Source organism: Pseudomonas sp. MWU15-20650 (genome assembly GCF_023242475.1).
GTDB lineage: Bacteria > Pseudomonadota > Gammaproteobacteria > Pseudomonadales > Pseudomonadaceae > Aquipseudomonas.
This window is the reverse complement of the sequence record NZ_JALJFG010000016.1, coordinates 51,705-64,809: the sequence shown is the minus strand read 5'-3', so window position 1 is coordinate 64,809 and position 13,105 is coordinate 51,705. Positions and strand designations below refer to the sequence as shown.

The following is a 13,105-nucleotide window of genomic DNA, read 5'->3' as shown; positions in this document are numbered from 1 at the left end:
GGGGCTTGCTCTCGATGACAGTGTGTCAGTCAACTCATGTATCGACTGATCCGCCGCTATCGGGAGCAAGCCCCACATTGATGGCCTACAGCCTTTAACTGCGACGATCGTTGAAAAAGGCTTTTTTCCCGTCGACCCGTTCGGAGGCCCTGGGCACATTCACGCCCTGGCCTTCCGGCTTCTCTACATACCAATAGCAGTGGCTGACCGCTCGCGTAATGCCCACATAGGCCAGGCGCAGTACTTCGTCTTTTTGCGCGCTGTCATACGGCTCGCTGTCGCCGTCCTTGCCCAGGCCCGCCATGCGGTAAACCTGGTTTTTATACGGTGAGCTGGTGACGTGCTGGCAATCACCCAGCAGAAAAACTGCATCCGCCTGCAGGCCCTTGGCGCTGTGATAAGTCAGCTGTTTGAGTCTGCGCTCGTGGGGTGGCAAGCTAGAATCCAGATTAACCACATACTGAATATGCTCTTGAATCAATAACTTATCGCTACTTTTTCGATAAAGCATTAACACCGTATCGCCCTGCTGATAGCGCTCCAGCAGCTGCCGGCCCAGCGCTGCATCATCCCGCTCCAGCACCGTGACCGGCACCAGCGCCTTGGGGGCGCCACTGGCCTTGGCCTTCTTGCCAGGGATCGCCGGGGCGCTGCGCACGATATGTTCGGCGGCATCGATGATGTGCTGGTGACTGCGGTAGTTCTCACCCAGCATGACCCGGGTGGTGCTGGGTGAAGCAAACTCCTGGTCGAACGCCATGAAGTACTTGGGCGAGCTGCCGCGCCAGCCGTAGATCGACTGCCAGTCATCCCCCACACATAACAACGAAGAGCGCTGCGCCCCGCGCCCCACGTGCATGGCCGGACCACGACTACGGATTTCGCGCAGGCTTGCGCGGATCCACGAAACGATCTGCGGCGAGACATCCTGGAATTCGTCGATCATCAGGTGCGACATAGGCCGCAGCAGCGGATCACTGAGGAGCTTGAGGTTTTCAGGAGTGTTTTCACCGAACAGCGAGAACATTCGGTTGTAGGTCATGATCGGCGGCGTTTGATCGAGCAGATGGTCTTCCAGGGCTTTCCAGAAAATGCCCAGGGCTTCAAAGAAGAACCGGTCAGGATCGTCCTTGGCAAAACGCATCTGGCCAACGGCGGTGGGAACATCCAACCCGAGGTTCTCGATAAACCCGGCCGCCATGACAAAACTGTCCAGCAACGGCGCTGAGGCAAGCTCGCCCTTGACCTTGTAATCAAAGCCGGGCCCGGCCGTGGCCTCTCCCGCCAGGCTGCTCAAAAGACGCTTGGATGATTCATAACTATCAAGCCATATCAATGGCTTACGACAGAAAGCTTGAAAAAGGGTACGTTTTACTGCCCACTCTGCGCGCACCGATAGCTTTGAATTGGGCCGGCTGATCTGCGCGTTTTCCCGCGGGTCGAAGCCCAGTACCACCCAGGCATCCAGCTGCGGGATATAGCCGTGGCAGTGAAAGTGTGACCCATTGATTTCAAGGGTCTGGCGGTTGGGTTCAATCCCTTGGATCGGCCAGGCGCCGGCGCGAAACCACAAGTCTTCGATGACATCGCACAGTTCTTCATCGCGCTTGGCAGCCAGCTCGGTCACCGCCACGCGCTTTTGTACATCCGGATGATCGCGCTCCAATTCCTTGAGCTGCAGCCCGTGGCGTGCCAACGGTGCAATCAACTCGCGAAAGCGTGCATGCCGCCCCTGCAACTGGTGATAACAGGCGTTCATCAATTGGCGCTGCGCGTCGTTGATGCGCAGGTCGAAGGGGTTAGTGTCTGCGTCCTCGAAACCCGAACTGAGGTTTTCGAAGGCTTGCAGGCGCTCAAAGCCCGGCAAGCTGCGCACCATCGGCAGGATGCGTGAGTGAAACGTACGCACCACGGCCTGGGCTTCCTTCATGCCAAGGGGGTGGCCCCACAGGCTGAGAATCTCCATGAGTTTCTGGATGAAGTCCTTGCGCGACTCACGGGTGAACGTCACCACGGTCATCGAACTCAGCTCGAAGCCCAGGTAATGGGTCAACAGCAGGATACGCAACACCAGGGAAGTGGACTTGCCCGCGCCCGCGCCGGCAATGACAGAGGTGGAAGGTGTATCGCTGAAGATCATTTTCCATTGCGCCGCGCTTGGCTGTGCATGGGGTGCGAGCAGGCGCGCCACATCGGCTTTCATGCGTGCCTTCAACTGCGCCGTCAACGGCAGCCGCCAGTCGTCGAACAGGCTGTCATCCACGCCGGGCGCACGGTGCTCGTCGGGGCGAAAGTCCCGGATCAACAAGACTTGCCGACCTTCCTCGATACCGTCGGCCTTGCCTTCCCGATAGCCATACTCTACCCCTGCCTCATGCCCGCTACGGAAACCATCTGCTTGGCCGTGCAACCAGGAGAACCGATGTTGGGCACGCAGGCGTGTCAGGCCGTGGCCAAACAAACGGGCAGCAAGCCGTTTCAACAGGGGCATTTCGGCCAAGGGCAGCAGTTCAGGGGGCAAATCAGGCGTTTGTTGCGGCACGCGGACTCCAGCGATGAGGTTGGTTTTGGCGAATGCGCCATGGTCGCCGGAATCGGCGATCAGTTCCAGCCAATTGCTTTGACGTCATGCAGTTAGGCGATGAAGTGAAAGTCAAAGCAGGCATTAATCATCGAATAAACGGATAGGAATCAGGCATTTTTTACGCTTTTTATCGATCATGTGCTGCGCGATGATGAGCCGCATCAACAGGAGACGATCATGCTTGAACTTCGACCTTTCAACACCCTGGGCGGCGCCCATCATGGCTGGCTTGACGCTCATCATCACTTTTCGTTCGCCGAGTACCACGACCCCAAGCGCATGCACTGGGGCAACCTGCGGGTGTGGAACGACGACATCATTGCACCCGGCACCGGCTTCCCCCAGCACCCGCACCGCGACATGGAAATCATCACCTACGTGCGTGAAGGAGCTATCAGCCATGCCGACAATCTGGGCAATAAGGGCCGTACCGAGGCTGGCGATGTGCAGGTGATGAGCGCAGGCACCGGGATCGCCCACAGCGAATACAACCTGGAAGCCACCCCCACCCGGATCTTCCAGATCTGGATCATCCCGAATGAGGCGGGCCTACCGCCCTCCTGGGGCGCCAAGCCGTTTCCAAAAGGTGACCGGGAGGGGTTTGTCACCCTGGCCAGCGGCAAGGCCGGCGACAGCGAAAGCCTGCGCATTCGTGCCGATGCCCGCTTGGTGGCGGCGAACCTGAAAGCGGGTGAACGTGCTGAATACCGGCTGGACAGCGGGCGCCGGGCCTACCTGGTACCGGCCACTGGCGTGATTGAAGTCAATGGCTTGAGGGCCCAGGCTCGAGATGGCGTGGCGATTGAGGATGAGCAGGTGTTGCAGGTGACGGCGATTGAGGACAGTGAGATCGTCCTGGTCGATCTGGCCTGATGTAACTCGTTGCCCCAATCAAAAATGTGGGAGGGGGCTTGCTCCCGATGACAGTGTGTCAGTCAATTAAGCTATCGACTGATCCACCGCTATCGGGCAAGCCCCCTCCCACATCGGGTTCTGCGCTGTTACTGGGTTATTGCGCCGTCAACCAGCACTTGGGCCTCTTCCACCAGTTGCTTGAGGTGATCCTCGCCAATAAAGCTCTCGGCGTAGATCTTGTAGATATCCTCGGTGCCCGACGGTCGTGCAGCAAACCAGCCGTTCTCGGTCATGACCTTCAAGCCGCCAATCGCCTGGTTGTTGCCCGGTGCATGGCTGAGGATCTGCTGGATGCTTTCCCCGGCCAATTGCGTAGACGTGACCTGCTCCGGCGACAACTTGCCCAACAGGGCCTTCTGCGCCGGGGTCGCCTTGGCGTCGACACGAATGGCAAACGGCTCGCCCAGGGCGTCGGTGAGGCCGCGGTAGATCTGGCTTGGGTCCTGGCCTTTGCGCGAGGTCATTTCGGCCGCCAGCAAGGCTGGGATCAGGCCGTCCTTGTCGGTGCTCCACACCGTGCCGTCTTTACGCAGGAACGAGGCGCCGGCGCTTTCTTCACCGCCGAAACCCAGGGAACCGTCGAACAAGCCATCAGCAAACCATTTGAAGCCCACCGGCACTTCGTACAGGCGACGACCGATACGCGCCGCAACGCGATCAATCAGGCCGCTGCTGACCACGGTCTTGCCCACGGCAGCGTCGGCGCGCCAATCAGGACGGTTCTGGAACAGGTAGTCGATGGACACCGCCAGGTAGTTATTCGGCGCCAACAAGCCACCAGATGGCGTCACGATACCGTGACGGTCGTGGTCCGGGTCGCAGGCAAATGCAACGTCGAAGCGTTCCTTGAGGCCGATCAGACCTTGCATGGCGTAGCTCGAAGACGGGTCCATGCGGATCTGGCCGTCCCAGTCGACGCTCATGAAGCGGAAGGTAGGGTCGACTTCGGTATTCACCACGTCCAGGTTCAGGCGGTAATGCTCGGCAATCGCCGACCAGTAGCGCACCCCTGCACCCCCCAATGGGTCGACACCCAGGCGCAGGTCGGCGCTGCGGATCGCGTCCATGTCGATCACATTGATCAAGTCGGCCACGTAGCTGTTGAGGTAGTCGTGGCGATGGGTCGTATCAGCCTTGAGTGCCTGAGCATGGGAGATGCGCTTGACCCCCGCCAGCTTATTGGCCAGCAATTCGTTGGCCTTGGCTTCGATCCACTTGGTGACGTGGGTATCGGCCGGGCCACCGTTGGGCGGGTTGTACTTGTAGCCGCCACTTTGCGGCGGGTTGTGGGACGGCGTAATCACGATGCCGTCCGCCAGGCCGCTGGTGCGGCCGCGGTTGTAGCAGATGATGGCGTGGGAAATGGCCGGGGTCGGCGTGTATTCATCGCCTTCGGCCAGCATCACGTGCACGCCATTGGCGGCCAATACTTCCAGTGCGCTGGCGCCGGCAGGCGTCGACAGTGCGTGAGTATCCAGGCCCACGAACAAAGGGCCATTGATGCCCTGGGCTTCGCGGTACAGGCAGATGGCCTGGCTGATCGCAAGGACATGCCATTCGTTGAAGCTCAGCTCGAACGAGCTGCCACGGTGCCCGGAGGTACCAAAGGCCACACGCTGGGTGGAGATCGCTGCATCAGGCTGGCCGGTGTAATAGGCCGTGACCAGTCGCGGGATATCCACCAGCAACTGGGCTGGCGCCGGCTTGCCCGCAAAAGGACTGATAGTCATGCATAAACCTCGAAAAGAAGGATTCGGAAAAAATGACAGTTTACTGAGACTTGGACTACTGCGCGACGGTATCGATCCGACTTTTCTTGGAGAATTTTCATACGCTAACAAGTCTGCGCCTGTTGCAGCGCCTGGGCCAACGCCTCCAGGGCGATATCCAGGTTGGGCTGGCCAGTGAACGTGTGGCTCAGGCGCATATGCTGGTGATGCAAGCCACTGAGGCTGAACAACTCGCCGGGGGCAATCACCACCTGCTGGGCCAACATGCGCTGGAACACCAGGCGCATGTCCACTGGCGCCACCGAGCGCAACCAGAAGCTTGCGCCGGCGATAGGCGGGCGATAGCTCACGCGCCCTTCCAGGCGTGCGTCCAATCGCTGCGCCATGGCTTGCGCCTGCTCCTGCAGGCGCTGGCGTAATGCCTGCAAGTGCTGGTCGACTCGCCCGCTCTGGTAAAGCCGGGCAATCGCGCGTTGACGGATAGACGACAGCCGGAAGGCGCGCAGCAGGAACTGGCGTTGCAATTCGCTGCTCAGGTGCCGCGACAGCAGATAGCCAAAGGGCGCTTCCGGGCCCAGTACCTTCTCGAACGATGAGAACACAACCAGCCGTTGCGGATTGACCAGGTGACGCAGGGCGGCCTGGGAAGGCGCGAAGCTCAGCTCACCAAAGGTGTCGTTCTCCAGCAGCCAGCAGCCATATTGGTCCAGCAAATGCGCGACTTGCAGCCGTTCCGGAACCGACAACGCAATACCCGACGGCATGCTGACCACCGATGACAGCAGCACCAGGTTTACCGGCTCGTGACGCAGCACGTGTTCGAGTGTCGCCAGGTCGAGGCTGCCATCGGCGCACCACGGCAATTCGATCACCCGCACGCCGGCGGTTTGCAACAGGCGCAACACACGATAATCACAAGGTGACTCGACCACCACCGCAGTGCCTTTGAGGCCCAGCGCGTCAATCAAGATCGCTAATATGCCCTGCAGATCGGCACCGATATACACCTCGTCGGCCTGCCAGCAGCGCGTGGGCGACGAGGTATAACGGGCGGCCAGTGCCGCGCGCAATTCCCACACGCCACAGGGTTGCGACCACGGCTGCAAGCGGTGCGGATAACTGCGCACCAGTTGGCGCTCCAACGTCAGCAAGGCGCCATCCAGTGACCCCAGCAGGGACGGCTCATCACCGCTGAGGACGGCCATGGCCGGCCGCCGCGCCGCCGCATACAGCCGCTCAAGCAGGTCGGTGCCCGCCATCACGGGCGGGTTGGCAGCCACAGGCCAGGCAAAATAGCCGGACTTGGCCACCGAGTAGACACGCCCTTCCTTCTCCAACAGTGAATAGGCGTACTGAATGGTTGAGATCGACACGTTCAAGCGCGTCGACAACTGCCGCAGGGACGGCAATTTGACCGGCGTTTCCAGGCTGACTTCGTTGATCAGGCTGATCATGTAGCGATACACCGCCTGATAGGCAAAATCCGCCTGCCGCTCCCCCCTCAGGGTCATGGCCGCCCACTCGGCTGTATACGTGAATGCACGCTGCTAACGCCCCGACAACTGGGCAAGCCGCATCTCGGATTGCGCCGCTCGCCGTTTGCGCGCATAGGCCCCCCGGTCAACGTGCTGGGGGCGCTTGCGGTACAAGTGCTGCAACAGGGGCAGTGACAAACCGCTGGTGTCGACTAACCACTGTTGCAGCATGTCGGCCGCCGGGCTGCCTTGAAGTGCCTTGTGCAGTTCGGGGAGCCCCACCAACATGCCGGGATGACATTGACGCAGGTAACCCTCCAGCCGCTCGCCATGGTGAATGAAGGGCGAGAACAACAGGCAGGTCAATTGGCCCTCATCCAGGCCAAAGAATTCCTGAGCGTAGGTCGTGGATAAAACACGTCCATCGTGGCCGGACGCCTCGGCGATCAAGGCGGTTGGGATCTGTCGACGGAGCATGTAGTCCATTGCCTGGCGAACAAAGCCCTCGACGCCATGCTCATAGGAAAGCTCACGCAGGCATTCGGCCTGCAACCCATGCAAATGCGCCATCAGCAATGGATTGGGGTAGGCCGGATGGCTGAAGTGGAAGTCAAACGGGTCCGGCCTATGGGCCAGGAACTCGCTCAACAGCGGCGACTGGGCAACGTCCACGTCGTTGAGCAGGTCGCCTATGCCGATGTAGGCCAAATGACGGTGCTCGCCTCGGCCAGAACTCTCGGCGCCCACATAATGCTCGCCATAGAGGTCACGATAGCAACCGATGCTCCAATCCTCCATGCGTGCAAACAGGGCAGTGAGCGACGCCGGCCAGCCGGGCGCGACAGTGACATTCGCGGCCAAGGCGGTCTTCTTCAACCAGGCCAGGTATTGGCCCTGCTTGCGCGCAGAATCACCGCTGACCAGCGCATGAACACCGCCGTTCCAGGTAGTGACTCGCTGGTAAAAATCCCCCAAGGCCAGGTAAGTGTCGTTGCACAACGTTGCGCGGATATCTCCGGACGTCAGGTGCCCCAGCATCAGCATGTTGCGCTGGCTGACTTCACGCCCGACGCTCGAGGCCGGGCGCTGAGGATTAAAGGGATACACGTCCTGGTTTTCGACCAGCAGCAGTTCCACACGCGGGTCATCATGCAAAAACAGCGCGCTGTAGCCGCTATGTAAGGAGTCAAGTGTGGCCTGGGTCATTCCCGCATGCCGCAGGGTTGCCACCCGCAGCTGAAAAGTTCTGGGGGCACGCCCCGCAATGGTCAGTTGCGCCGCACGCAGCAGCGCGAGGGTGTAGCTACTGACCTCGCCGCCGCCGTGGGCGACCAGTACTTTGTAATGGCCCACTTGTTCCATGCCGCCTGCGGCAACCACAATGCGCTGGATCAATAATTGAAGCGCTGTGCGTTCAGCGCGAGTGAAGTGCCCGATTAAACGTTGCAGAACTTGCTGGTAAACATAGTTCATCGCTTGTTCGTGAATTGCGCTCATCGTTCTACTACCTGAGTTGAAATATCAGTTTCAAGCAACTATCAACAGTAATTGCCCGATTCATTACATCTGTAGGCATGTCGTCCGCTGCACGGCGCGAAGATGATTCAACATTAGCACCCTGCAACAAAAATACCGGGCTGGCCAGGCGAGCTCTTGGCCGCCCCACCCCGCCAGAACCGCGCGCTTTCGCGACTTTCAGCGGTGCTGATCCTCGGTCTTAGGAAGACTCCGACAACTGCCTACACCGGTTTAACCAAGAAACTAGAGAAACATCCGACGAACTTTATTTGCCGACCCGGCTCTGCTCCTTGCAAAACGCCCCGGCGTTTTCTGTGCACTATTCGGGTGTACACCTACACCCCTGTTAGTTCTCGAGATGTGAAACAGTAAAGTCAAATATTCAATCATTGCTCAATCCTTGAGATGACAGTGAAGACACAATTATCGGCACTCAATTAATGATTAACAGATACAGAACAGCGCCAGAAACCAGTTCAGATGCTCAACGCACTCTGCGTTATTAGCGCGCACACAACAGCGCCGCGCTGAGTTTCAGGGCGGCGTAAGGGAGAAAGGTATTGTTTGTAGGGCGGAACACCCAGGCGGCGGCTCAACCCTTACGTGGGTTAAGCCCTGTGAAATGGCGCATTTGCCTCATCGACTCAGACGCAGGCGTACTCATTTGCGAATACTCCTACAGCTCAAACAGCTTCAACCTGCAATGCAACTCGCTCGCGGCACGGGCATTCATCCATGTAGCGGTGTGCTTCGACGAACTGATTGAACGGAAACACCGTGGTTTTCAGTGGAACAAGCACACGATCGGCGGTCAGTTGGTTGATGTCACGCAACGCACGCTGCAATGCCACGTGGTCCTGGACGATGCCCAATTCCGGCTTACCGGTGAAGTTGCCAATACAGTGCACAAAGAACTGAATGTTCTTCTGGAACGCCGCACAGGCCGGGAATGGCGTCTGGTTGCCACCTTGCAGCCCGTACAGCACCAGGCTGCCGCGAGGCGCCAGGACATCCCCGAGCAGCGACATCTGCGGCCCCCCTAGGCCGTCGAATACGACGTCGACACCGCGATTGTCAGTGAACTTGTTGATCTGCATCAGCAGGTCTTGTTGTTCCGTGACAATGACTTTCTCGGCCCCAAGCGACAGCAGGTATTCGCGCTCGGCGCTGTCCTTGGTGGCAGCAATCACCCGCACGCCCAGGGCCTTGCCCAGTTGTACAAACGAAGGGCCGGCGCAGTGGCTGGCATCGGTCACCAGGGCAAATTGCCCAGGCTTGACCCGCGCCAGGTCCATGTAGGCAAAGTACGCAATCAGCAGCGGCGTGTAGTGCACGCTGGCTTCAATGGGGCTCAAGACATCCGGGTAGCGGGTCAGGGCCGAACGGGGCAAGACGATCTGTTCGCCATACACCGGGTAATCATTAGGGCTCTCGGCCGGAAAACTGGCCACTTTATCGCCCACCGCCAAATCATCCACGCCGTCGCCGAGGGCTACCACCACCCCGGCCATCTCATGGCCAAGGCCGGACGGCAGGCGCGCATGGGAAGACGCCAGGTTCTGGCGCCACAGAATGTCGTACCAGCTGATCCCAATGGCTTCAACACGCACCTGCACTTCGCCCGGTGCGGGCTGCGCGGCTGCATGCTCTTCGCATTTGAGCACCTCGGCCGGACCAAACTTGTGAAAACGGATCGTGCGGGACATCGCAAACCTCGTCAAAGTAACCTCTAATGCCATGAACTCTATCTGGGCTTTCCAGGTAAGGCCATCGGTCGCCATTAATAGTCGACATGCCTGTCATTGATTCCGCGCTGGATGAATAGATCCCAACTATCGTAGGAAAACTCAATTAGCCGGTGCAGAGTACCAGTCTTTCCCCGTAAGATTCATGCCGGTCATGCTTCCAAGTGGAACCCAAGCGGTTTTCATATGGCCGCTCTCGTCAAGTTTGCTGACTCTTCCAGGACACAAGATGAACCGTAACGACCTGCGTCGTGTCGACCTTAACCTCTTGATCGTATTCGAAACCTTGATGCATGAGCGCAGTGTGACCCGCGCCGCCGAGAAGTTGTTCCTCGGCCAGCCGGCCATCAGCGCAGCGTTGTCGCGCCTGCGTGGGTTGTTTGATGACCCGCTGTTTGTGCGTACCGGGCGCAGCATGGAACCCACGGCCCGTGCGGTGGAAATCTTCGCCCTGCTCTCCCCGGCCCTGGACTCGATTTCTACCGCCGTGAGCCGAGCCGCCGAATTCGACCCGGCCACCAGCACGGCGGTGTTCCGCATCGGCCTGTCCGATGACGTCGAGTTCGCCCTGCTCCCGCAATTGCTCAAACGCCTGCGCGCCGAAGCCCCTGGCATCGTGCTGGTGGTGCGCCGCGTCAACTACATCCTGATGCCCGGCCTGCTCGCCTCCGGTGAAATCTCCATCGGCGTCAGCTACACCGCCGACCTGCCGGCCAACGCCAAACGCAAGGTGCTGCGTCGCAGCCTGCCGAAACTGCTGCGTGCCGACAGCGTGCCCGGCTCACTGAGCCTGGACGACTTCTGCGCGCGCCCTCATGCGCTGGTGTCGTTTGCCGGGGACTTGAGCGGGTTTATTGATGAAGAGTTGGAGAAGCTTGATCGCAAACGCCATGTGGTACTGGCGGTGCCGCAGTTCAATGGACTGGGCACGCTATTGGCAGGCACCGACATTCTGGCCACCGTACCGGATTACGCCGCCGAGGCACTGACCTCGGCCGGCGGCCTGCGCGCCGAAGACCCGCCATTGCCGGTGCGCTCGTTTGAACTGCACATGGCCTGGCGTGGCTCGCAGGACAATGATCCGGGTGAGCGGTGGCTACGGTCGCGGATTCAGATGTTTTTTGGGGATCCTGACAGTCTTTGATTGTCGCTGTTTGTATTAGGTGCGGCTTCAGCTCACTTTACGCCCTTCCACCGGATAGCCCGGGTCGGTGAAGTCTTCGATCTCGTCGAAACGCGGGGCCAGCTTGTTTAACAGTTGCTCCCCAGCCTCGGTAGTTGCCACGCTGCGGGTGGTTCGTGTCAGCAAACGTACGCCAAGTCGCGCTTCCAGCGCGCGGATGGTGTGGCTCAGGGCCGACTGGGAAACACCGAGCTGAGCGGCGGCACGGGTAAAACTGCGTTCCCGCGCGACCGCTACGAATGCCAGCAGATCGCCGTATCCTTCGCACGCCATTCATGAGCCTCATTCATAGAGTGATGGCTGCACAGCGTATCTCGCATCAATCCGTTAATCCCCGGGCCCGCCCCTCAACTCGTCCAAGCCGTCGGCTGCCTGCAACCATTTCAGCAATGCCATTGCCGGGCTTCCAGGCTTTGGGGCTGCGGGCGACAACAGGCAGTAGCGCGAGCCATCCTCGACAAAACCCAACGGCGCCACCAACACACCACTCTGGATATCGTCGCGCACCAGGTGCCACGGGCCGATGGCCACGCCCAGGCCAGCGACGGCCGCCTGGAGACTGAAATAGAAGTGCTCAAAAGACTGCATCTGGCTCGCTGGAGTGGGCAGCCCCTTGGCACGGGCCCACTCTTGCCAAGCGCCAGGTCGGCTGGTCGTCTGCAACAGGGGGGCAGAGGCGCGCAGGGTTTTGCGGGTTTTGCCGAACCACTGCTCGGCCTTTTCCGACCGACAGACAGGGCCGATCTTCTCGGTGAACAGGGTCTCGGCATGGTCAGTGTCGGAACGAGGAAAATCGTCGCGCCGGATGGCCAAGTCGATGCCATGCTCGAATGAAAAAGGGCCACCGCCGGCCACCAAATGGATGTCCAGCCCGCGATGCTGAGCCTGGAAGTCGCTCCACCGTGGGATCAACCAGCGCATCAACAGTGTTGGCTCGCAAGACAATACAAGTTGGCGCGCCTGCCGCGCATCAGCGCGTAGCTCGCGAACGGCATGGCTCATCAACCCCAGCCCTTCACCCACCGCCTTCGCCAGGCGCCGTCCGGCATCGGTCAGAAACACCCTTCGGCTACGGCGCTCGAACAACTCAACGCCCAAATCCGCTTCAAGCAAACGCACTGCGCGGCTGATGGCGCCGGGTGTCAGGTGCAGTTCGTCAGCCGCACGGGCAAAGTTTTCCAAGCGTGCGGCTGACTCGAAGCAACGCAACGCCAATAGCGAAGGCATGCGCGCTGTATGAATCAGTGAGTAAGGATCACCATTGCCGTCAGAAATCATCGTTATTACCTGAACACAGGATCTGCAAATATTGCGTTATCAATAAGATCCGCACGGTACAGCATGAACGAATGGATAGCAGTAATCACCATCACACTACTGGCCTGCATTAGTCCAGGGCCGGATTTCGCCATGGTTTCGCGCAACGGCCTGCTGGTGTCACGACGGGCAGGCGTCCTCACGGCGATGGGTATCGGTATGGGCGTGCTGGTGCACGTGAGCTACACGCTGCTCGGCCTGGGCCTGGTGCTTCAACAAACGCCTGGGTTGTTCAACGTCCTGAAGCTGGCGGGCGCGGCGTACCTCATTTACCTGGGCATCAAGATGCTGCGGTCCAGGCCGGTACTCGAATCGCTGGACGCACCGTCACCTGCCTTGTCTGACTGGGCCGCGCTGCGCATGGGGTTTCTCACGAACGCGCTGAACCCTAAGACATCGATCTTCATCGTCAGCCTATTCATGGGTGTGGTACATCCGGGCAGCGCCTTAACTGTACAGATAGCTTACGGGCTATTCATCGCAGGGGCGCACGGGGTGTGGTTCAGTCTTGTCGCGCTATGCTTCTCGGCCGGCAGGGTGCGTGAGAAGTTGATGGCTGCACGACCTTGGATCGACCGGATTTTTGGCGGGCTGCTCGTGAGTTTCGGCCTGTTGTTGAGCATCGCTCAGCGATGAGG

At 59.7% G+C, this 13,105-nt stretch carries 9 protein-coding genes and 1 pseudogene; 3 read left to right on the top strand and 7 right to left on the bottom strand.

Annotated features, from left to right (window positions below; all coding sequences use genetic code 11):
- Positions 1–94: 94 nt before the first annotated feature.
- Positions 95–2,542: a UvrD-helicase domain-containing protein gene (locus M5B43_RS14480; protein WP_248750752.1), complete on the bottom strand. Its 2,448-nt coding sequence runs from the start codon at positions 2,540–2,542 to the stop codon at positions 95–97.
- A 219-nt stretch (positions 2,543–2,761) separates the two neighbouring features.
- On the opposite strand from M5B43_RS14480, the gene M5B43_RS14475 reads away from it, so the two are divergent.
- Positions 2,762–3,457 (top strand): pirin family protein, encoded by a 696-nt coding sequence (locus M5B43_RS14475; RefSeq protein ID WP_248750751.1) that lies wholly within the window; start codon positions 2,762–2,764, stop codon positions 3,455–3,457.
- Between the two features lie 128 nt (positions 3,458–3,585).
- Here the strand turns inward: M5B43_RS14475 and pgm are convergent, their stop codons facing one another.
- From pgm to M5B43_RS14455, 4 genes are all read right to left on the bottom strand, one after another.
- On the bottom strand, positions 3,586–5,229 hold the full coding sequence (gene pgm / locus M5B43_RS14470) for a phosphoglucomutase (alpha-D-glucose-1,6-bisphosphate-dependent) (protein ID WP_248750750.1): 1,644 nt from the start codon (positions 5,227–5,229) through the stop codon (positions 3,586–3,588).
- A gap of 104 nt (positions 5,230–5,333) precedes the next feature.
- Positions 5,334–6,740, bottom strand: coding sequence for a PLP-dependent aminotransferase family protein (locus tag M5B43_RS14465; RefSeq protein WP_248750749.1), 1,407 nt, complete (start codon positions 6,738–6,740; stop codon positions 5,334–5,336).
- 36 nt (positions 6,741–6,776) lie between these two features.
- Entirely contained in the window at positions 6,777–8,201 is a 1,425-nt protein-coding gene (locus M5B43_RS14460; RefSeq protein WP_248750748.1) for a hypothetical protein, read from the bottom strand.
- 704 nt (positions 8,202–8,905) lie between these two features.
- Entirely contained in the window at positions 8,906–9,928 is a 1,023-nt protein-coding gene (locus M5B43_RS14455) for a zinc-dependent alcohol dehydrogenase family protein (RefSeq protein ID WP_248750747.1), read from the bottom strand.
- A gap of 268 nt (positions 9,929–10,196) precedes the next feature.
- On the opposite strand from M5B43_RS14455, the gene M5B43_RS14450 reads away from it, so the two are divergent.
- Positions 10,197–11,111, top strand: coding sequence for a LysR family transcriptional regulator (locus M5B43_RS14450; protein ID WP_248750746.1), 915 nt, complete (start codon positions 10,197–10,199; stop codon positions 11,109–11,111).
- 75 nt (positions 11,112–11,186) lie between these two features.
- Here the strand turns inward: M5B43_RS14450 and M5B43_RS14445 are convergent.
- Positions 11,187–11,423, bottom strand: a pseudogene (locus M5B43_RS14445) (LysR family transcriptional regulator); the annotation flags it as partial.
- A gap of 54 nt (positions 11,424–11,477) precedes the next feature.
- On the bottom strand, positions 11,478–12,428 hold the full coding sequence (locus M5B43_RS14440) for a LysR family transcriptional regulator (RefSeq protein ID WP_248750745.1): 951 nt from the start codon (positions 12,426–12,428) through the stop codon (positions 11,478–11,480).
- 63 nt (positions 12,429–12,491) lie between these two features.
- On the opposite strand from M5B43_RS14440, the gene M5B43_RS14435 reads away from it, so the two are divergent.
- Entirely contained in the window at positions 12,492–13,103 is a 612-nt protein-coding gene (locus M5B43_RS14435) for a LysE family translocator (RefSeq protein WP_248750744.1), read from the top strand.
- Positions 13,104–13,105: the final 2 nt, after the last annotated feature.

Bases quoted from the DNA above. Each gene is read 5' to 3' on its own strand.
- M5B43_RS14475 (WP_248750751.1), top strand. From the start codon at position 2,762: ATGCTTGAACTTCGACCTTTCAACACCCTGGGCGGCGCCCATCATGGC.
- M5B43_RS14435 (WP_248750744.1), top strand. From the start codon at position 12,492: ATGAACGAATGGATAGCAGTAATCACCATCACACTACTGGCCTGCATT.
- M5B43_RS14440 (WP_248750745.1), bottom strand. From the start codon at position 12,428: ATGATTTCTGACGGCAATGGTGATCCTTACTCACTGATTCATACAGCG.
- M5B43_RS14455 (WP_248750747.1), bottom strand. From the start codon at position 9,928: ATGTCCCGCACGATCCGTTTTCACAAGTTTGGTCCGGCCGAGGTGCTC.
- pgm (WP_248750750.1), bottom strand. From the start codon at position 5,229: ATGACTATCAGTCCTTTTGCGGGCAAGCCGGCGCCAGCCCAGTTGCTG.
- M5B43_RS14460 (WP_248750748.1), bottom strand. From the start codon at position 8,201: ATGAGCGCAATTCACGAACAAGCGATGAACTATGTTTACCAGCAAGTT.
- M5B43_RS14450 (WP_248750746.1), top strand. From the start codon at position 10,197: ATGAACCGTAACGACCTGCGTCGTGTCGACCTTAACCTCTTGATCGTA.
- M5B43_RS14465 (WP_248750749.1), bottom strand. From the start codon at position 6,740: ATGACCCTGAGGGGGGAGCGGCAGGCGGATTTTGCCTATCAGGCGGTG.